Genomic DNA, 20,275 nt, shown 5'->3' on the forward strand with positions numbered 1-20,275 from the left:
CCGCACAGCTGTACGGCAGTTTTTTCACGTTATAAGACGAGGCCGGCACCGATGCCGATGAGGGCCGGGAGCAGCCAGCCGAAGCCGAGGCCGCTCAGAGGCAGGGCGTTCATGAACCCGGAGAGAGGGCCGAAGGGCAGGGCGGCGGGGATGCTCTGGAGGGCGGTAAAGAGGACGCCCAGCCGCCAGACCGGAGGGCGCTGGAACCGTTCCGGCAGAAACTCCACCACGATGAGGATGATGGCGATGGGGTAGATGGCGTTCAGCACCGGGACAGAGAGACTCAGGATGTCCGCAAGGCCGATGTTGGCCAGAAGCATACTCATCAGTGCGAAGAAGGCCGCGATGGCAGGGTAGGACAGCCGGGGCAGCAGCTCATGGAAGTATTCGCCCACGCTGGCGATGAGTCCTACGCAGGTGTTGAAGCAGGCGATGACGAAGATGGCGGCTAACAGCACCTGTCCCACCCGGCCGAACAGGCCGTCGGCCAGCGCTGTCAGGACGGCCGCGCCGGTGTCACAGCCGGGGAACGCTGCCCCCGAGATGCCGCCGATGTGGGTCAGCATGGCGTAGACCACCAGCAGCATCCCGCCTGCGACGAGCCCGGCCCGGATGGTGCCCCGCCGCACGGCGGCTTCTTCCGTGATGCCGACGGCCTGTATATTCAGGGCGATGACGGCTCCGAAGTTGAGCGCCGCCAGCGCGTCCATGGTCTGGTAGCCGTCCAATATTCCCTGCGCGGCGGGGAGGGCGGCGTAAGCCGCAGTGGGCACGCCGTAGCCGGAGGCAGCAGGGCGGAGGAGGCAGCCCGCGAACAGCACCACGATGAGCACCAGCAGGGCGGGGCAGAGGATGCGGCCCAGCCGCTGGGTCAGCTTTTCGGGCCGGAGGGCCACAAAGTACGCTGCCGTAAAGAATACAAGGGAGTAGAGAAACTGCCCCAGCGTGCTCCGCCCCACCAGAGGGGTCAGCATCTCAAAGGAGGTGCTGGCCGTGCGGGGGATGGCGAGGCAGGGGCCGATGGACAGGTAGACCAGCACAGCGAACACCTGCGCAAAGCGGGGATGCACCCGCCCGGCCAGCACGGGCAGACCGCCCGCCCGCGCCACCGCCGCCACGCCCGCGATGGGCAGGCCGATAGCACTGACGGCAAAGCCTGCGAAGGCGAGCCAGAGCGCCGTCCCGGCCTGTGCGCCGAGGAAGGGCGGAAAGATGAGGTTGCCCGCCCCGAAGAACATCGAGAACAGGGTAAACCCCACCAGAAAGAGCTTTTTGCCCCGGAGGGCCTGCGTGGATTCGTGCATGGTCATCTCTCCCAGTCGTGCGCAGGAGCGCGTAAAATATGAAACACGGATTGCTTTATTACAGTGTAGAGTTTTATCCCCTTCATGTCAAGAGAAGAAAAGATGAAGGATTGTATTCTTTCACATGATGTGATATTCTGAAAGCGAAAAAAGAAGAGGAGCAGAGAAACAGATGGAAAAAACAAAAAAGCGCCGCCTTCAGCTCTTGGCGGCGTCGGTCTTCTGGCTGGGCGTCTGGCAGGCGGCGGCAATGGCCATCGGGCAGGAGGTCTTTCTGGTCTCGCCGGTGCAGGCGCTGGGGACGCTGGTACAGCTTCTGCCGCAGGCGGAGTTCTGGCAGCGGGTGGCGTTCAGCGCCGGGCGCATCCTGCTGGGCTTCGGGCTGGGTGCACTGTCCAGTACCGTGCTGGCGGTGGCGGCGGAAAAATGGGAGTGGGTGGACGCCCTTCTCGCCCCGGTGATGCAGCTGGTCAAGGCCACCCCGGTGGCCAGCTTCATCATTCTGGCGCTGGTGTGGGTCAGCGGCTCGTCCCTGTCGGTCCTCATCAGCTTCCTGATGGTGCTGCCCGTCCTCTACGGCGCGGTGCGCACCGGCATCGGGAGCGCCGACCGCCGGCTTCTCGAGATGGCGCAGGTGTTCCGCCTGCCGCTGGGGCGGCGTCTGCGGGCCGTCTGGCTCCCGGCGGTGCTGCCTGCGTTCCGGCAGGGGTGCAGTGTGGCGCTGGGCATCTGCTGGAAGAGCGGCGTGGCGGCGGAGGTCATCGGCCTGCCCGATGGCAGCATCGGCGACGCCCTCTATCGGGCGAAGATCACCCTCTCTACCGGGGAGCTGTTCGCATGGACCTTCGTCATCATCCTGTTGAGCGCGGTGTTCGAAAAGCTCTTCCTCGCCCTGCTGGACAGGGCGGTGACGGCAGTTCTGGGCGAAGAGGGGGCATAAAAATGGGAGAATATCATAACAAACTGGAAATAAAGAACCTGACAAAACGATTCGGAGAGAAAACGCTCTTCGAAGGTCTGTCCCTGACGGTGGACGGCCCGGCGGTGCTCTGGGCACCCAGCGGCTGGGGCAAGACGACCCTGCTGCGCATCCTAATGGGGCTGGAAGTGCCCACCTCCGGTAGCGTGGAGGGGGTGGGCCGGGTCGGCGTGGTCTTTCAGGAGGACCGGCTCTGCCCCCAGCTCACCCCAGAGGAAAATGTGGCGCTGGTGCTCCCGGCGGAGCAGTACAAGGCAAAAACGCAATACAAAGAGCAGATAAGGAAAGACCTTATACAGCTTGGACTCGATGATGAGGCCCTCGCCCTGCCGGCCCGGAAGCTCTCCGGCGGCCAGAAGCGGCGCACCGCCCTCCTGCGTGCCCTCTGGGCCGAGAGTGACACCCTCCTGCTGGACGAGCCGTTCACCGGGATGGACCCCGCCGCCATGAAAAAGGCCGCAGCCATGCTCAAAGCACGCTGCGGCGCAAAGCCCGCCCTGCTGGCGACCCACGACCAAGCGGCCATCCGGGAGCTGGGGTGGAGGGTCATTGAATTGGGGTAGGGCGATTGTAATTTGAAAGAATTTATGCTATGCTAGGAATGCAGTCTCCGGACTGCAAAGGTGTTGCCTCAAACGCAGGCGGCGAACGCTCCTTACCGATGCGCTCTTGTTTAACTTTCGAGTGAACAGGCATCGGGAGAGCGGCTTTTTTGGCGCATACTCCCGATGTTCTGGCAGAAGGAGGGATAGCGCATGACTCTGTCCGAGGTTTTGCTGCTGTTGACGCTCGTCTTCAGCGTAGCCTATGGTGTCTTCGACATTACATGGAAAATCAGCCATGACGACAAAGATCATAAAAACAAAAAAGACTGACCGCCACCTACTTCCCCAAGTATGCCGGTCAATCTTTTTTGCTCGCGTATGGTAAGGAGCTAGCCGTTTTTGGGGCAGCACCTTTTGTATTTCTAGTATATGCGTTTTAACGTGGATTGTCAAGGAGAAAGCTGTATGAAAGGATCGATCTTCCACAAAATGCAGACGAGCACCTGCTGGATCGTCTGTCTCGTACTGCTTGGCGTCTACCTCTTCGCCGCCCTCCGTCCGGGGGTCTGGCTGCGGGACGCCTTTTTGTACCGGCAGGCAGACGGCAGCTTTTCGGGCAAGGATGCCTATGCGGCCTACACCCTGCAGCTTTCCGGGACGGAGAGCGAAGCCGAGGCAGCGTTCACGCTGGACGGAGAGACGAGGCATTACCGCATCGAGGCGAAGGACAGCACAGAGGTAAAGCTCTATCAGGACGGGGCGCTTGTCTTTGACGGGAGTGCACTGGGCGACCCCGGGGATGCCATCCTCTGGCGGGAGGACGACGGGGGCTTGGCCGACGAGGTGAAGGTCATCGTCAATGGCGAATACCAGAAAGATGACCTCTGGCCCAGCTGCGGCTGGCTCTATAATGTGGCCGTCGGCGGACGGCGGGAGACCCGGGGCAGCGTGGCTCTCCTGCTGCCGATGGGGGCGCTGGCGCTGCTGCTGTTTCTGGACCTCCGCTTCCCGCTGCTGTTCTGGAATCTCCGCCACGGGCTGGAGGTATCCGGCGGCGAGCCGACCGACTGGTACTACTCGATGCAGCGGATGGGCCGCATCACCGACATCGTTGGAATTTTTGTGCTGGCGGCCCTGAGCTTTGCCCTCCACTGAGGCTCACAACAGCTCGGCGAGGATGCTGTTCTGCACGATAAGCCCGGCGGGGGTGAGGGCGAGGGTGCGGCCGTCGAAGCTGGCGTAGCCGCTCTTCACACAGTTTTGCACGAAAGCCCGCTGTGCGCTGGAAAGCTCCCTGCCATAGCGTTTTTTGTATTCGTCGAGGTTCAGGCCCTTGCGGAGACGGAGTTGTAAGATGAGATAATCTTCCGCCCCGCAGCCGCCGTCCATGACCGGCGCGGCCTCGTCCCGCAGGAAAGCCTCGGTGTCGGCCGGGTAGTAGAACCGTTTGCCGCCCATGCAGGAGTGGGCGGCGGGGCCGATGCCCAGATAGTCACCGCAGTCCCAGTAGATGAGGTTGTGCTTCCCCTCATAGCCGGGGCGGGCGAAGTTCGAGATCTCGTACTGCAGATACCCGTGGTGCTCCAGCTGCTCGACGGCGTAGAGGTAGAAGTCCGCCGCCTCGTCGGAGGTGGGCAGACCCTCGGGGGGCGTCCGGCCAAAGGCAGAGTCCGGCTCTATCTTTAAGAGGTAGGCCGAAATATGCGTCGCGCCGCCCTCCTCGATAAGCTCCAGCGTCTCGTCGAACTCGGCCTGCGTATAATGGGGCAGGGCCAGCATGATGTCGCCGCTGATGTTCTCGAACCCGGCCCGGCGTGCGGCGGCAAAGGCCGCACGGGCCTGCTTTGCGGTGTGGGGACGGCCCAGCGTCTTGAGCTGGCTGTCCCGGGCCGACTGGACGCCGAAGGAGATGCGGTTGACGCCTGCGGCGCGGAACGCCCGGAGGGACGCCTCCGTCACCGTCTCGGGGTTCGCTTCCAGCGTGATCTCTGCCCCCGGCAGGGGCTGGGCGGCGTCGATGAGGCGGGCAGCGTCTGCGGGGGCGAGGAGGCTGGGGGTGCCGCCGCCGAAATAAAGGGTGTCCGGCCGCAGGGGGGCGTCCGGCGCAAAGCGGGAAAGCTCCCGCAGCAGAGCGTCCACATAGGCGCGGGGCACGCCGCGCTGGCCGGGGGCAGAGTAGAAATCGCAGTACCGGCATTTGGAAAAACAGTAGGGAATATGCAGATAAAGTCCGAGGGACATCAAATATCACAGCCTTTTTCATGAATCGTTCATTTCTATGCAGTATACTATATTTCGTAGACCGGGGCAAGGCCGAGGCCGATGCCCTGATTTTGAATGGAGGATTCCCTATGGATTACAACAACTATGACCGCGGCTATGCGGAGCCTTCGATGAGCGCATCGGACTATATGACCCGCACCTACCGCTGGATGGCCGGCGGCCTGCTCGTCACCTTCGCAATGGCCTATATCACGGCGACCACGCCGCTCATTTATCTGGTCGATTCCCTCTACTTCCTGCTTACCATCGCCGAGCTGGCGCTGGTGTTCATGCTCAGCGCCCGGGTGCAGAGGATGTCCATCGACGGGGCGCGGGCCGCATTCTTTGGCTACGCCATCCTCAACGGCATGGTGCTGAGCTACTATTTCCTGCTCTTCTCGGTGGGCACTCTGGTCATGGCTTTCCTCGCCACGGCGGTCTATTTCGGCCTTATGGCCGTGTACGGCACCACCACCCATAAGGACCTCACCGGCTGGGGTCCCCGTTTGATGATGGCTCTGGTGGCCATGATCGTCACCAGCCTCGTGGGCGCGCTCTTCGGCTTTGGCTTCGGTGCCTCGGTGCTCTACTGCGGCATCGGTCTGGTGGTGTTCATGCTGCTCACCGCCTACGACACCCAGAAGCTGCGCCAGATCTACGCCTACTACGCAGGCGACGCCGAGATGGCCGAGAAGGCTTCCATCTACGGCGCACTGACCCTCTATCTGGACTTCATCAACATCTTCCTGTATGTTGTCCGCCTGCTGGGCATGAACAGCCGCAGCCGCAACAACTGATGAACATGACCTGCTTTTTCTGCAAGGGCGAGATGAAGCCCGGCACGACTATCCACACCGTACAGCTAAAGAACTGTGTCGTTGTCATCAAAAATGTTCCCTGTATGAAGTGTGAACAGTGCGGTGAGGTCGTTCTGTCGGCAGACACGATAGAAAAGATAGAGCGTATTTTGCAGACCGTCGAAAAGGCTGTGGCAGAGATCACGGTCGTAAACTTCCCGGATTGTGCTGCATAAAAAATAAGGGAGCCGCCGTGCAGAGCGTTTGCACGGCGGCTCTTTTTGTCAGAATGCCTGCTTTGAATCATGATAACTGTGCGATTTGCCAAAAATCGAGGAAAAGGTTGACAGAATTCGGGGGGGGGGTAAAATTTGTGTGGTGATGCGGCGGACGATGTTTGCGGCAGCATCACACAAGGCTTATTTTTATTGAGGAGGGGTTTCGAATGAAACTGTTCAAAAAGGTTCTCGCCGCCGCCCTTGCGGGTGTGCTGGCGCTGTCCGTCCTGACGGGCTGCAACAACAGCAATAGTGTGGCTACCGTGAAAATGCTCGATGCGCTGAATGACTGGTCAAGATTTTATGGTGAGGGTATTACCTTCGAAAAGGGCGATGAAAAATTGCAGGCTCAGGTAAACGATTTGGTGGAAATCGTGGATGACGCCGGTAAGAAAATCAATTTTCAAGGTGGCGAGGACATCGATGAAATGTACTGGGCCATCGTGAACGATGGCGCTGCAAAGCTGAAGCTGAAGGATTGGGCAAAGCAGTTCTCCAAAGCAACCATTGATGATGAGAATTCGCCGCTGTATGAGTTTGGCTTTGTCGATATTAGCACAACTTTGTCTGCAAGCAGCAGCCAGAATATTTACTACGCGCTTCAACTGATGGAGAACCGCTTGGACGACGAAATCAATCCGCCTGCCACAGTTAAGGATTCTGAGCGGAACCGTAATTGGACCGATGGTGACAAATTTTATGTTGCCGTTGCTACCGGTGAAATTAACGGTAAGAAGTACATGGTCGCGCTCTTTAAGACTACTGCTGTAACGAATCCGGATTATAAGCCGAATCAGAATCCGGATAAAAATTGATAAGAATGACGGTGGCATTGATGAAGGTGCTTCTGAGGATTGAGCCTCAGCCGCAGCAATGCCCGCCCACTGAATCATGAACTCGTTAGGCCCCGATCCGCCGGGGCCTTTTTGCGTCTTTATGAATAAACCCCACTCCATCGCTCCAAACTACCACCAAAGAAACGATTCCGTACACAAAGATGGATTGGAGTAACGAACGATGGAGCAATTCAGAAAGTTTTTGCGGGACAAGGCCTTTGCACTGGTGCTCACCGCCTGCCTGCTGGCGGCGGCAGCGGCCGGAGTGTGGGCCGTGCGCACGGTGCGCAAGGAGCTGAAGAAAGATCTGGACGCGGTGCGCAGCCCGTCCAGCACTGCCCCCGGCATCGACGAGGGCATCCGCACATCACCCGGCCTCGCCGGAGAGGAGGACGCCGAATGGCAGCAGCAGACCGCACCCGCCGCAAACAGCGTGGCCAATGTGCCCGAAGCCCGCAGCTCCTCCGGTGGAGCTGCATCCTCTTCTGGGGCGCAGTCTGGGTCTGGTTCGGTGCGCGAACCTTCCGCGCTGCAAACCGAGTCCTCGCCTGCCAGCAGTTCGGCTGCGCCTGCCTCCACGCAGCCTGTCTCGGGGCGCGTCTTGAACAGCTACAGCGGCGATGAGCTGGTCTACAGCAAGACGCTGGGGGACTGGCGCACCCACAACGGCGTGGATTACGCCGCCGAAAAGGGCGCAGAGGTAGCCGCCCCGGCGACGGGTAAGGTGGTGGAGACGGGCACCGACGACAAGTGGGGGCCCGTGGTCGCCATCGAGGACGAATCCGGCAGGGTCTGGCGGGTCTGCGGCACGGCGGACGCCAAGGTGAAAAAGGGCGATACCGTCTCGGCCGGGCAGACCATCGGCAAGGTGGGCAGCGTGAGCTGTGAGTGCGCCGAGGAGAGCCACATCCATCTGGAGGTCATGCAGGATGGCCGGTATCTCGACCCTGTGAAGGCCATGAAATAAGCAGAAATTCCCGGGCAGGTGCAGTGGAACGCTGTGCCTGCTTTTTTATCGCGGTCTTCCAAAACAGCGCCGCTGCAGCAGGCAGTCCAGCCCAGCTGAAAAATGCGGACGGTGATGCATTGCTTTTGGACGTCGATTCTGGTATGATAAACTCGTATCAGTATGAAATGAAGGAAAAGCGGAGGGAACGAAGGATGAAGGTCTTAGTGATAGGCGGCGGTGCGGCCGGCCTGATGGCGGCGGGTGCGGCCCTGCGGCAGGGGCATGAGGTGACGGTGCTGGAACATATGGAAAAGCCGGCCCAGAAGATCCTCGTCACCGGCAAGGGCCGCTGCAACGTCACCAACGACTGCACCGCAGAGGAATTTCTGCACCATGTGCGGACGAACCCCCGCTTTCTGTTCTCGTCGCTGGGGGCGTTCCCGCCTGCCAAGACGATGGAGCTGTTCGAGTCGCTCGGGGTGGAGCTGAAGGTGGAGCGGGGACGCCGGGTGTTCCCGGTGTCGGACAAGGCCGAAGAGATCCGGCAGGCCCTTCTGCGGTACGCCGAGGGGGCGGACATCGTCCGCGACGGGGCGAAAAAGCTGCTGCTGGAGCCGCTGGCTCAGCCGGAGGAAGCGCCCGCCGCGCCGGAAAATCCCCGCCACCCCAAGAAGAAAAAGCCCGGCCCGGCCTGCCGCTGTGTGGGCGTGCGGGGCACCTCGGGCCGGGAGTACAGGGCGGATGCCGTGCTGGTGGCGACGGGCGGCCTGAGCTACCCCACCACCGGTTCCACCGGCGACGGCTACAAGCTGGCCCAGCAGGCGGGCCACACCCTCGTGGAGCCTGTGCCCAGCCTCGTCAGCCTCGTCAGCCACGACGCCGACTGCAAAAAGATGATGGGCCTCGCCCTCAAGAACGTGACGCTCACCCTCCACGAGGACGGCAAGGCCATCTTCGAGGAGCAGGGCGAGATGCTGTTCACCCATTTCGGCATCAGCGGGCCGCTGACCCTCAGCGCCTCGAGCCATCTGGGCGATATGAAAAAACACAGGTACGAGGCTTTTATCGACCTGAAGCCCGCCCTCAGCGAGGAGCAGCTTTATGACCGCATCACCCGGGATTTTGCCCTGCTGGCAAACCACGCGGCGCAGGGCGCACTGGTGAAGCTGCTGCCGTCCAGTATGCAGCCGGTCATGGTGGCCCGCTGGGGCATCGACCCGGCCACCAAGGCAAACCAGATCACCCGCGAGCAGAAGCGGGAGCTGGTGCAGCTGGTGAAGCACTGGCGGGTATCCATCGACGCCCGGGGCGACTTAGCCCATGCCGTCATCACGTCGGGCGGCGTGTCGGTGCGGGAGGTGGACCCCAAGACCATGCAGAGCAAAAAGGCGCTGGGCCTCTACTTCGCAGGCGAGGTGCTGGATGTGGACGCCTACACCGGCGGATATAATTTGCAGATCGCGTTCTGCACGGCGCAGAGCTTTGCGAATAATCTGGGATGACTTTTCCGTCTGCGAAGCCGTGACGGAGAGGCTGAACCGTATTTATATAAAAGGAGATAGAAAAATGGTATCTGTTGCGATCGACGGGCCTGCGGGCGCAGGCAAATCTACACTGGCGCGGCGTCTGGCCGCAGAACTCGGCTACATCTATGTGGACACCGGCGCGATGTTCCGCACCATCGGCCTTTACGCCCTCCGGGCGGGTAAGGACCCGAAGGACAACGAGGCGGTCAACGCCCTGCTGCCCGAGATTTCCCTCAAGTTCGCCTTCATCGGGGGCGAACAGCACATCTACCTGAACGGCGAGGACGTCAGCACGGCCATCCGCACCGAGGAGGTGGGCATGGCGGCATCTGCCGTGGGCGCAAACCCGGAGGTGCGCGCCTTCCTGCTGGGGATGCAGCGGGATATGGCCAAGACGCAGGACGTCCTGATGGATGGCCGCGACATCGGCACTGTGGTGCTGCCCGATGCGACGGTGAAGATCTTCCTCACCGCCAGCCCCGAGGCCCGCGCCACACGGCGCTGGAAGGAATACCAGCAGAAGGGCGTTGAGGTCTCGTATGAGGAGGTGCTGGCCGACGTCCGGCAGCGGGACTATCAGGACACCCACCGCGCCGCAGCCCCCCTCCGACAGGCCGACGATGCCCAGCTTCTGGACACCTCGGAGATGAACTTCGAGCAGAGTCTGGAGGCCATGAAAAAGATGATCGTGGAGAAGGTCGGATGATACTATATTATATTATTGTGCCGCTGGCATGGCTGGTGTTCAACATCGGTTTCCGCGTCCGGTGTGAGGGCCGGGAAAATCTGAAGAAGGTCGGCACGAAGGGCTGCATCATCGCGCCCAACCACATCTCTGCCATCGACCCGGTCTTCATCGTCATCACCCGGTTCTGGGGGCAGCGGATGATGGTGTTCGCCAAGAAAGAGCTGTTTGAGATAAACCCGTTCCTGTCGTGGTTCTTCCGGTGTGCGGGCGCGGTCTGCGTCCGGGGCACGAAGGAGGAGGTCGGTGCCATCGACGACACGGTGAAAAAGTGCAAAGAGGGCGGCACGCTGCTGATCTTCCCGGAGGGCACGCGGGAAAAGGAAAATGCATTCCTCCCCCTCAAGAGCGGCCTCTTCGTCGTCGCAGCTGCCGCCGGTGTGGACGTCGTGCCCTGCCGCATCCATTACGACACGCCCGACGGCAGGATGAAGCCGTTCTGCCGGGTGCGGGTGGTCTACGGCGAGCCGATGCCCGCCGCCCGGTTTTCAATGGAGGGCCGCCGCGACCTCAGAAAGCTGCGGGAGAATAAGCAGGCCGTCTTGGAGGCGTGGGAGAAGCTGTAAAGGCGGCTTGATTGGAATAAACCTCTCAGTCTCGCATTCGCTCGACAGCTCCCCTAGCGAGGGGAGCCTCTGGCGAAGAGGGAAAGCTTTCCGGAATGCCAAGGCCTCTCCTCGATAGGCAACGGCGACGACCGCCGCCAGTGGCGGAAACAGGGAGGAGCTGTTGGGGCCGCGGCCAGCAGGATGCAAGCGACAGCGAAGCAGACGCTGGGAGCCGCAACCCGGGCTGTGGCACGCCGTAGGCGTGACGGAGAGGTTTAATTTAGGAGAATGTTTATGGAAATTCGTTTGGCAAAGACCGCCGGCTTCTGCTTCGGGGTGGATCGCGCGGTCAAGCTGACCTATGGTTTGCTGGAAGAGGGGCACAAGGTGGCCACCCTCGGCCCCCTGATCCACAACCCCCAGACGGTCGAAGACCTTGAGCGCCGGGGCGCGATGGTGGCGGACACCCCTGCCGATGTGCCCGCAGGCTATGAGGTGGTCATCCGCAGCCATGGCGTGCCCCGCAGCATCTACGACGAGCTGGAGGCCCGGGGCTGTGTCTACCACGACGCCACCTGTCCCTTTGTGCGGAAGATCCAGAAGATCGCCGCCGAGGCCGAAGCTGCCGGTGCGGTGCTCGTGGTGGCCGGAGACGCCTCCCACCCGGAGGTGCAGGGCATCGTGGGGCATACCCGGGGAGAGGTATTTGTTTTCGGCGATCTGGCCCAGCTGAAGGCGTGGAAAGGCCCTTCTGACCCCCAAAAGCCCATTTTTGCGGTTGCACAGACCACATTTCAGGTAACAAAATGGCAAGAAAGTTCGGAGTTTCTCAAAAAAGCCTATACAAACGCCCGAATTTTTGATACAATATGTAATGCGACGTGGGCGAGGCAACAGGAAGCGGAAGACCTCAGCCAACAATGCGACATCATTGTTGTCATTGGCGGTCATCATTCTTCCAATACCCAAAAGCTGGTACAGGTCGCCGCAAAGCATACGCGAGCCGTAACGGTCGAGACCGCGAGCGAACTTCGGCCGGAATGGTTTGCAGATGTAAAGACGGCGGGCGTCACAGCCGGGGCTTCAACGCCATCGTCTATTATTGAGGAGGTACTTAACAGTATGAGCGCAGAAATCAATGACAGCATGAGCTTTGAGGAGATGCTGAACGCATCCGAGGAAAAGCGTGTTCATGCAGGCAGTATTGTGAAAGGAATCGTGACCAGCATCTCTGCCAACGAGATCCAGGTGGATATCGGAGCTAAGCAGACCGGCTTTGTCAAGCTGAGCGAGCTGACCGATGATTCCTCCGCCAAGGTCGAGGACCTGGTGAAAGTTGGCGATGAGCTGGACCTCATCGTCGAGAAGGTTATGGATCAGGATGGCGTCATCCAGCTCTCCCGCAAGAAGCTCGCATCTCGCAAGGGCATGGAAGAGATCGCCAAGGCAGCTGAGTCCGGCGAGGTCGTCGAGGGCGACGTCACCGAGTTCAACAAGGGCGGCGTTGTCGTCAACGTCAAGGGCGTCAAGGTGTTCGTCCCCCGTTCTCAGGCCACCATGCGCCGCGACGAGGATTACACCGCTCTGGTCGGCCAGCACGTTCAGCTGGTCGTCACCGAGTGCTCTGGCCGCAAGATCGTCGGCAGCATCAACAAGGTCACCGCTGAGCAGAACAAGGCAAAGCGTGAGGAGTTCTGGGCAAACGTCGAGGTCGGCAAGACCTACACCGGCGTCGTCAAGAGCCTGACCTCTTACGGTGCATTCGTTGACATCGGCGGTGTGGACGGCCTGTGCCACATCAGCGAGCTGAGCTGGAACCGCATCAAGCATCCCTCTGAGGTCGTCTCTGTGGGCGACACCATCGAGGTGTATGTGAAGGATATCGACACCGAGAACCACAAGGTCTCTCTGGGCTACAAGAAGGCTGAGGACAATCCTTGGGAGCAGCTGAAGAACAACTACCCCATCGGCAGCACCTTCCATGCTCCGGTCGTGTCCCTGACCAAGTTCGGTGCATTCGTCCGCATCCTGCCGGGTGTTGACGGTCTGGTCCACATCAGCGAGATCAGCAACGATCGCGTTGAGAAGGTCTCCGACGCACTGAAGGTCGGCGATATGGTCGATGTGAAGCTGCTGGATGTTGACTTCGACAAGAAGCGCATCAGCCTGTCCATGAAGGCTCTGCTGAACGACGACGCTGAGTAATCAGCCCGCAGCATAGTCTCTTCAGACACAATGCGAACAACAGCCCCGTTGCCGGGAAAACGGCGGCGGGGCTGTTTTTGTATCGCCCTCTCAGTCGCTGACGCGACAGCTCTCCCGGAGGGAGAGCCACTGGCGTGCCGGTCGGACGGATACTGGACGAGTGAAGTTTTCTTGTCTCGGAGACAGTAGTGCCCTGCTGGCGACGGAAGGTTTTGGGATCAATGAAAAACTGGTTTGTAAAGCACCGCGAGGTGCTGGCTTATCTCATCTTCGGGGTGCTGACCACCCTGCTGAACATCGTGCTGTACATGCTGTTCAGCGGGCTTTTCGGGTACGAGGCCGCCAACAGCTGGGGCAATGTGCTGGACAATCTGCTCTGCATCCTGTTCGCCTATCTCACCAACCGGGCATTCGTCTTTGCAAGCCGGACGCAGGGCAGGGAGGCGCTGAAGGAATTTGGTGCATTCGTCACCTGCCGTCTGGGCACACTGGTCTTGGATGCCGCCATCATGATGGTCTTCGGAAACCTGCTGGCCGCACAGGGCACAGCGCTTGTGGAGGGCTTCATGAATGGTCTGCTGAGCGCAGCGGCGAATTGGTTTGGCCCGGACACGGTGCTCCACATGGCGACAAGCAGCATAACGCCCCCTGCATCTGTTTCGGACGGCTCTGCCGCCATTGCCATCATTGGCGGCGCCGACGGCCCGACGGCCATCTTCGTCACCAGCTTCTACGATGCCCAGGCTCTGTGGGGCCTCGCCGTCAAGGTCTTTTCCAATGTGGTGGTGGTCGTGCTGAATTATGTGTTCAGCAAGCTCATTGTTTTTAAGCGCAAGTGAGATATTTTTTCGCCAACGGCGGAAAAATATCCAATATAACTTAGGAGGTACGGTATTATGAAACGTGGTCTGAAAGGTTTTGCATTTCTGGTCTCCGGCCTTGTGCTGGGCATCATCGGCGCAACGGTGTCTGCAACAGCCATTGCCCTGAGCGCTGTCGGTATGGCAAAGGTGCGCCGTGCCACCAAAAATTGATTCAGGAGGAAAAAACATGAATCGAGAAGAGATCCTGTCCCACGTCGATCACACCCTGCTCAAGCCTGAGGCCACATGGCCCCAGATCCAGACCCTGTGCGACGAGGCCATCGCAAACCACACGGCCTCTGTCTGCATCAACACCTGCTATGTGAAGCAGGCTGTCGAGTACATGGCAGGCCGCATCCCGGTGTGCTGTGTGGTCGGATTCCCTCTGGGTGCGATGGACACCGCTTCCAAGGCCTTTGAGGCCAAGACCGCCATCGAGAACGGCGCCGCCGAGGTGGATATGGTCATCAACATCGGCCGCCTGAAGAACGGCGAGTACGACGCCGTGCGCGAGGACATCCGCGCCGTCAAGCAGGCTGTGGGCGATAAGATCCTGAAGGTCATCATCGAGACCTGCCTGCTGACCGACGACGAGAAGCGCAGGATGTGTGACATCGTCTGCGAGGCAGGCGCGGACTACATCAAGACCAGCACCGGCTTCTCCACCGCAGGCGCAACCTTCCACGACGTCGAGCTGATGGTCAAGGGCGTGGCAGGCCGCTGCAAGGTCAAGGCTGCTGGCGGCATCTCCACCGTGGACGATATGGAAAAGTTCCTCGCCCTCGGCGCAGACCGTCTGGGCACCTCCCGCGCCGTCAAGATCCTGAACGGCGAGCAGGCAAAGGGCTACTAAGCTTCCGCTCCGCAAAGGGCACAGCTCCGGCTGTGCCTTTTCTGTTTGCGGGGGAGGCTGCGCTCTGGCAGAAAAGAAATGAGGGCGGGTGCATCATTTTCAAGAAAATGCCGAAAAAGAGTGCGGCGCTTCTTGACATTTCGACGCAGCAATGATAAGATATTACCCGGACAAACTGAATACCGACTTATCAAGAGCGGCTGAGGGGACAGGCCCTGTGAAGCCCGACAACCTGTGCGTGAGCATAAGGTGCCAAATCCTGCGGGAAACCGAAAGATAAGAGTGCAGACGCTCAGAACTTCGGTTCGGAGCGTTTTTTTGTTGCATGAGCTTGATGAACGTGTAGGAAGCTGTCAAGAGTAATACACACCCCAACGCCAAGGAGGTACAAAAATGGCAAAGAATCGTCTGTTTACGTCCGAGTCCGTCACCGAGGGCCATCCCGACAAGATCTGTGACCAGATCTCCGACGCCATCCTCGACGAGATCCTGACCCACGACCCCGACGCCCGCGTGGCCTGCGAGACCTGTGCATCCACCGGCCTCGTCCACATTATGGGCGAGATCACCACCAACTGCTACGTCGATTTTCAGAAGATCGTCCGCGAGGTCGTGGCGGACATCGGCTACACCCGTGCAAAGTTCGGCTTCGACGCTGACACCTGTGCCGTCATCTCCAACATCGACGGCCAAAGCCCGGATATCGCCCTCGGCACCAACGACGAGGTCGGCGGTGCAGGCGATCAGGGCATGATGTTCGGTTATGCCTGCGACGAGACCCCCGAGCTGATGCCCATGCCCATCAGCCTCGCCCACAAGCTGGCCAAGAAGCTGACCGAGGTGCGCAAGAGCGGCGAGCTGGACTACCTGCGCCCGGACGGTAAGAGTCAGGTCACGGTGGAGTATGTGGACGGCAAGCCCGCCCGCGTGGACGCTGTGGTCATCTCCAGCCAGCACAGCGAGGCCGTCAGCATGGACCAGCTGCGCGCCGACGTGATGGAGAAGGTCATCAAAGCCACCATCCCCGCCGAGCTGCTGGACGAGAACACCAAGTATTATATCAACCCCACCGGCCGCTTCGTCGTGGGCGGTCCTCAGGGCGACACCGGCCTGACTGGCCGTAAGATCATCGTCGATACCTACGGCGGCTACGCACGCCACGGCGGCGGCGCATTCTCCGGCAAGGACCCCAGCAAGGTGGACCGCAGTGCCGCGTATGCGACCCGCTGGGTGGCCAAGAACATCGTGGCCGCCGGTCTGGCCAAGCAGTGCGAGGTGCAGGTGGCCTACGCCATCGGCGTGGCAAAGCCCGTCTCCATCATGGTGGACACTTTCGGCACCGGCGTCGTGGAGGACGAGAAGATCGAGAAGGCTGTGGAGAAGGTCTTTGACCTGACGCCTGCCGCCATCATCCGCACCCTCGACCTGCGCAAGCCCATCTACCGCAAGCTGGCTGCCTACGGCCACATGGGCCGCGAAGACCTCGGCGTGAAGTGGGAGAACACCGACCGCGTCGAAGAGCTGAAGGCCGCAGTCGCAGCCCTCTGAGCGCGAAAATAGAATAGAATGACTTTTATCGCAATTTTCAAAAATAGCGCCGATCAGAATAGCATATTTGCGATATGCAGTTTGCAGATGTTGCCTGTGCATTAAAAACGCAAACTGCTATGAGCCGGAGATTGTATGTTTTTTGTAAAAAACACATAGTCTCCGGCCTTTTTTGGAAAAAGAGATGTGCAAGGCGCAGAAAATGCGAGTTTTTAGTGTCGAAACGCCGAAAATGTGATAGAATATTACCGGATATGCACTTCAACGTCTGATTTTATCGACCGATAAAAGAAACATTAAGGAGCTGTAATTATGTCTGTCATTATCCCCAAGGATTGCTTCCACCAGCCTCAGGTCGCCGACCTGCGCCTCATCGCCTGCCCGGGTGCCGAGGAGCTGACCAACCTCATCGACAAGCATCTGGTGCGCTGGGCCGCTGAGGCCGGCTACCAGACCAATAGCTTTATCATCGAGAGCGCCTGCCCCCGCTTCCAGAGCGGCGATGCCAAGGGTCTGGTCAAGGAGTCGGTGCGCGGCGACGATATTTTCATCGTGGTCGATCCCGGCAACTACAGCGTGACCTACAAGCTGTTCAACTATGAGAACCATCTGTCTCCCGACGACCACTTCGCCAACCTCAAGCGCCTCATTCAGGCTGTGGCGGGCAAGGCACACCGTGTGTCCGTCATCATGCCCAGCCTGTACGGCGGCCGTCAGCACCGCCGCGTGTCCCGCGAGAGTCTGGACTGCGCGGTGGCCCTGCAGGAGCTGCAGGCCATGGGCGTCAAGAACATCATCACCTTCGATGCACATGACCCCCGCCTGATGAACGCTGTGCCTCTGATGAGCTTCGACAACGCCATGCCCACCTATCAGGTGCTGAAGAGCCTGCTCAAGAAGAACCCCGAGATCAGCTTCGACAAGGACAAGTTCATCGTGGTCAGCCCCGACGAGGGAGCCATGAGCCGCAATATGTACTTCTCCAGCGTGCTGGGCTGCAACCTCGGTATGTTCTACAAGCGCCGCGACTACACCCGCGTGGTCAATGGCCGCAACCCCATCGTGGCCCACGAGTATCTGGGCGACTCTGTTGAGGGCAAGACCGTCTTTGTGGCCGATGACATCATCGCATCCGGCGAAAGCATGCTGGAGGTCGCCACCAACCTGAAGGAGCGCGGCGCAAAGCGCATCATCGCCAACGCCACCTTCCCGCTCTTCACCAGCGGCCTCGAGAAGTTCGACAAGGCTGTGGCCAACGGCACTCTGGACTACGTCACCGGCACCAACCTGACCTATCGGATGCCTGAGCTGCTGACCCGCGACTGGTACGTCGATGTTGACGTCTCCAAGTACGCCGCTTACTTTGTCGTGGCCCTGAACCACGATATGTCCGTTTCCAGCATCATCGACCCCATCAAGAAGATCGAGGCCCTGCTGGCAAGCCGGAAATAATGACAGACGACCCCTGATATTCTTCCAATAAAGAAAAGCACCCGCAGCCGAAAGGCCCAGCGGGTGCTTTTTTGTTCTGGTCGGGAGAGGGGATAACCTCTCCGTCATTGCTTCGCAATGCCACCTCCCCTATCGAGGGGAGGCTTTGGCATGGCGGAAAGCTTTTCCTTTTCGCCAGAGGCTCCCCTCGGTAGGGGAGCTGGCTGCGAAGCAGACTGAGAGGTTTAATTGTTTTACTCCAATTCTTTCAACGCCGCCACGACCCGCTGATACTCCTTCTCCACGGGAGGGAAGAGGGTATCTGCGCCGTCCAGCGTGCCGCCGCGGAGTGCTTCGGTCAGGGCGCTTGCGGGGGCGTAGAGGGCATCGAAGCCAAGGTTCTGGCAGACGCCCTTGAGGGTGTGGGCGGCACGGAACGCCGTGGGGGCGTCCTGTGCTTCCAGCGCCTTTTTCAGGTTCGGGAAGCTGTCGTCCTGCAGGAATTTCAGGGCGAAGCGGCGGACGAAATCCGCGCTGGGCAGACGCTCCATCACAGCCTTATAATCGCCGCCAATGGCGGCATACATTTGTTCCAACGTCATTTTTTATACCTCATCCAAGAGAAGTTTCGTCAAAGGGCAGTCTTTTTTCTGGGGGGGGGCTGGGGTATCCATCCCGGCCTCCTCGGCGAGGCGGTCTTTTACGTCACGCAGGCATTCCAGTAGCAGCGGGTTGAATGCACCATACGTTCCGGCTTCCAGCTCGGCGATGGCCTGCGCCTGCGGGAGGGCCAGATGTTTGTCCCCCTTGCCGACCAAGCTGTCGTAGGCATCGGCCAGTGAGACCACCTGCGCCGCGATGGGGATGCTGTCGCCCTTCAGGCCGTCGGGGAAGCCGCTGCCGTCCCAGCGCTCATGATGCCAGCGGCAGATCTGGAGCGCGAACTTCACCAGCGGCTCGTCCTGATACTGGGACAGATTTTCCAGCATCTGCGCACCCAGAATAGTGTGGGTGCGGAGGATGGCCTTTTGCTCCGGCGTCGGGTCGGGGGCGTTGAGGATGCGGCCGTCAATGGCCATCCGTCCGATGTCGTGGAGGGCGGCCGCCGTCGTGATGAGGCGGCGGTCGGCCCCGGTCAGACCGTAGCAGTCAGTCTTCTGGCAGAGCCGTTCCAGCAGGATGCCCGTGATCCGCTGCACCCGGGGAATATGGTGGGAGCTTTCGCCGTAGTGGACCTCCATGACCTGACTGAGGATGCCGAACAGGATCTGGTCGTTCTTCTCACGGTCGTAGAACTGCTGGGACACCATGGCCCGGAGCCGCCGCTGACGGGCGTAGAGCCGGGTGATGTTGGTAACACGGCGGTGGACGATGCGGGCGTCGAAGGGGCGGCTGATATAGTCCGAAGCGCCCAGCTCGTAGGCACGGCGGACGGTCTGGGCGGAGTCCTCGCTGGAGATCATCACGACGGGGAGGTCTTCAAGCAGGCCCTGCGCCGCCATCCGGGACAGCACATCGAAGCCGTCCATGTCGGGCATCACGATGTCCAGCAGCAAGATGGAAAGCTCGGGGCCGCGTGCATCCAGGATCTCGAGGCACTCTGCCCCATTGGAGGCTTCCAGAACTTCGAAATCATCGGAGAGGATCTCGGAAAGGATGTCCCGGTTCATGGGCGAGTCGTCCACGATAAGGACCGTCGGGCGGTGGGCGTTCCCGGAGCAGACGGAGCTGGGGGCGACGTCCTCGGTGACGACGGTGTTCTTGCAGCGCTTGGCAAGATACATCCGCTTATCGGCCACCACCACCGCGTCGCTGATGGGGATGTCTGCGGCCATCACGCCGCCGATGCTGGCCGAGAGCTGCAGCTTGCTGAACTCGGGCAGGTGGGCCGTGGAGAGGCGCTTGCTGATGTACCGGAGCTTCTGGACAAAATGCCCGGCAGAGATATTGGGCAGGACGAGCAGCAGCTCGTCGCCGCCGTACCGCACCAGCATATCGGTGGAGCGGATGCAGCGGTGGATGATGGAGGCGGTGAGCCGGAGCGCCGCATCGCCCGCCGCGTGGCCGAAGGTGTCGTTGCAGAGCTTGAAGTCGTCAAGGTCGATCATGGCGACACCGGCGTTGAGGTATTTGTGCTTCAGCTCCTCCTCATAAAAGCGGCGGTTGTAAGCCCCGATGAGGGGGTCCGTGTAGAGCTGCTCGTCGGAGTGGAGCGTCCGCAGGGCACCAGAGTCCAGCGGAAGGACCATCTCGATAACAGACGGCTCACCGTCGATCTCGACGTAACGGGCGATGGCCTGATAGAGCTTGCTGCCCATCGTTTCCAGCTTGGTGCACTGGCATTTTCCGGCCAGCGCTTCACGGCCCGCACAGCTGGTGCAGGGGTGGGCGTTTTTCCACGGCGGATAACAGGGCTGCTCCGCTAATGTCTTCCGGTCGAGCAGACGGACGATGGGGAATATCTTGCGCAGGCAGGCCATTTCCTCTTCGGCCTGCTGGCGCGTCATAATATGGTCGGTAAGTTCGGACATGTGTCGCTCCTGTGATAACGGGGGGTGATGACGTGGGAGGGGGCAGAAAAACTGCGGACCTTCTGCGACAAACAA

Annotated in this window: 20 protein-coding genes and 1 riboswitch; of the genes, 16 read left to right on the plus strand and 4 right to left on the minus strand. The window is 60.3% G+C overall.

The window, feature by feature from the left end; genetic code table 11:
* Positions 1 to 29: 29 nt before the first annotated feature.
* Positions 30 to 1,304, minus strand: a complete 1,275-nt coding sequence (brnQ, locus tag MTP38_RS03545; RefSeq protein WP_249234284.1) for a branched-chain amino acid transport system II carrier protein — start codon at positions 1,302 to 1,304, stop codon at positions 30 to 32.
* Positions 1,305 to 1,476: 172 nt separating this feature from the next.
* On the opposite strand from brnQ, the gene MTP38_RS03550 reads away from it, so the two are divergent.
* The 3 genes from MTP38_RS03550 (at position 1,477) to MTP38_RS03560 (ending at position 3,983) form a co-directional block, all read left to right on the plus strand.
* On the plus strand, positions 1,477 to 2,244 hold the full coding sequence (locus tag MTP38_RS03550) for an ABC transporter permease (protein WP_227620332.1): 768 nt from the start codon (positions 1,477 to 1,479) through the stop codon (positions 2,242 to 2,244).
* 2 nt (positions 2,245 to 2,246) lie between these two features.
* Positions 2,247 to 2,846: an ATP-binding cassette domain-containing protein gene (locus tag MTP38_RS03555; protein WP_249234285.1), complete on the plus strand. Its 600-nt coding sequence runs from the start codon at positions 2,247 to 2,249 to the stop codon at positions 2,844 to 2,846.
* Between the two features lie 447 nt (positions 2,847 to 3,293).
* Positions 3,294 to 3,983, plus strand: coding sequence for a hypothetical protein (locus MTP38_RS03560; RefSeq protein WP_249234286.1), 690 nt, complete (start codon positions 3,294 to 3,296; stop codon positions 3,981 to 3,983).
* 3 nt (positions 3,984 to 3,986) lie between these two features.
* On the opposite strand, the gene hemW is transcribed toward MTP38_RS03560, so the two are convergent.
* Positions 3,987 to 5,069 (minus strand): radical SAM family heme chaperone HemW, encoded by a 1,083-nt coding sequence (gene hemW, locus MTP38_RS03565; RefSeq protein WP_249234287.1) that lies wholly within the window; start codon positions 5,067 to 5,069, stop codon positions 3,987 to 3,989.
* Positions 5,070 to 5,179: 110 nt separating this feature from the next.
* Between hemW and MTP38_RS03570 the strand changes: the two genes are divergently transcribed.
* From MTP38_RS03570 to MTP38_RS03630, 13 genes are all read left to right on the plus strand, one after another.
* On the plus strand, positions 5,180 to 5,887 hold the full coding sequence (locus MTP38_RS03570; RefSeq protein ID WP_249234288.1) for a Bax inhibitor-1/YccA family protein: 708 nt from the start codon (positions 5,180 to 5,182) through the stop codon (positions 5,885 to 5,887).
* Positions 5,887 to 6,123, plus strand: a complete 237-nt coding sequence (locus MTP38_RS03575) for a type II toxin-antitoxin system MqsA family antitoxin (RefSeq protein ID WP_249234289.1) — start codon at positions 5,887 to 5,889, stop codon at positions 6,121 to 6,123. Before MTP38_RS03570 ends, MTP38_RS03575 begins: the two co-directional genes overlap by 1 nt.
* Positions 6,124 to 6,332: 209 nt before the next feature.
* The gene (locus MTP38_RS03580) at positions 6,333 to 6,980 is read left to right on the plus strand and encodes a hypothetical protein (RefSeq protein WP_249234290.1); all 648 of its coding nucleotides are present in this window, start codon (positions 6,333 to 6,335) and stop codon (positions 6,978 to 6,980) included.
* 202 nt (positions 6,981 to 7,182) lie between these two features.
* Positions 7,183 to 7,968, plus strand: coding sequence for a M23 family metallopeptidase (locus MTP38_RS03585; protein WP_249234291.1), 786 nt, complete (start codon positions 7,183 to 7,185; stop codon positions 7,966 to 7,968).
* A gap of 194 nt (positions 7,969 to 8,162) precedes the next feature.
* Positions 8,163 to 9,452, plus strand: coding sequence for an NAD(P)/FAD-dependent oxidoreductase (locus MTP38_RS03590; protein WP_227620340.1), 1,290 nt, complete (start codon positions 8,163 to 8,165; stop codon positions 9,450 to 9,452).
* 64 nt (positions 9,453 to 9,516) lie between these two features.
* Positions 9,517 to 10,182: a (d)CMP kinase gene (cmk, locus tag MTP38_RS03595; RefSeq protein ID WP_227620341.1), complete on the plus strand. Its 666-nt coding sequence runs from the start codon at positions 9,517 to 9,519 to the stop codon at positions 10,180 to 10,182.
* Positions 10,179 to 10,787 carry a lysophospholipid acyltransferase family protein gene (locus MTP38_RS03600; protein ID WP_227620342.1) on the plus strand — a complete coding sequence of 203 codons (609 nt, stop codon included), beginning with the start codon at positions 10,179 to 10,181 and terminating at the stop codon, positions 10,785 to 10,787. The genes cmk and MTP38_RS03600 overlap by 4 nt, the downstream gene beginning before the upstream one ends.
* 276 nt (positions 10,788 to 11,063) lie before the next feature.
* On the plus strand, positions 11,064 to 12,974 hold the full coding sequence (locus MTP38_RS03605; protein WP_249234292.1) for a bifunctional 4-hydroxy-3-methylbut-2-enyl diphosphate reductase/30S ribosomal protein S1: 1,911 nt from the start codon (positions 11,064 to 11,066) through the stop codon (positions 12,972 to 12,974).
* Between the two features lie 221 nt (positions 12,975 to 13,195).
* A complete protein-coding gene (locus MTP38_RS03610; protein WP_249234293.1) occupies positions 13,196 to 13,813 on the plus strand; it encodes a GtrA family protein in 618 nt (205 codons plus the stop codon).
* A 57-nt stretch (positions 13,814 to 13,870) separates the two neighbouring features.
* Entirely contained in the window at positions 13,871 to 14,008 is a 138-nt protein-coding gene (locus tag MTP38_RS03615) for a hypothetical protein (protein WP_015565914.1), read from the plus strand.
* Positions 14,009 to 14,024: 16 nt separating this feature from the next.
* Positions 14,025 to 14,690 (plus strand): deoxyribose-phosphate aldolase, encoded by a 666-nt coding sequence (gene deoC, locus MTP38_RS03620; protein ID WP_227620345.1) that lies wholly within the window; start codon positions 14,025 to 14,027, stop codon positions 14,688 to 14,690.
* A 184-nt stretch (positions 14,691 to 14,874) separates the two neighbouring features.
* Positions 14,875 to 14,973, plus strand: a riboswitch (SAM riboswitch).
* A 110-nt stretch (positions 14,974 to 15,083) separates the two neighbouring features.
* On the plus strand, positions 15,084 to 16,238 hold the full coding sequence (gene metK, locus MTP38_RS03625; protein WP_249234294.1) for a methionine adenosyltransferase: 1,155 nt from the start codon (positions 15,084 to 15,086) through the stop codon (positions 16,236 to 16,238).
* Positions 16,239 to 16,550: 312 nt separating this feature from the next.
* Entirely contained in the window at positions 16,551 to 17,690 is a 1,140-nt protein-coding gene (locus MTP38_RS03630; protein WP_227620347.1) for a ribose-phosphate pyrophosphokinase, read from the plus strand.
* Between the two features lie 233 nt (positions 17,691 to 17,923).
* On the opposite strand, the gene MTP38_RS03635 is transcribed toward MTP38_RS03630, so the two are convergent.
* Both MTP38_RS03635 and MTP38_RS03640 read right to left on the minus strand, forming a co-directional pair.
* Entirely contained in the window at positions 17,924 to 18,271 is a 348-nt protein-coding gene (locus MTP38_RS03635) for an Hpt domain-containing protein (RefSeq protein WP_249234295.1), read from the minus strand.
* 3 nt (positions 18,272 to 18,274) lie between these two features.
* Entirely contained in the window at positions 18,275 to 20,200 is a 1,926-nt protein-coding gene (locus MTP38_RS03640) for a diguanylate cyclase (protein WP_249234296.1), read from the minus strand.
* Positions 20,201 to 20,275: the final 75 nt, after the last annotated feature.

It is taken from the genome of Faecalibacterium sp. I3-3-89, from assembly GCF_023347275.1.
Classification (GTDB): Bacteria; Bacillota; Clostridia; order Oscillospirales; family Ruminococcaceae; genus Faecalibacterium; species Faecalibacterium butyricigenerans.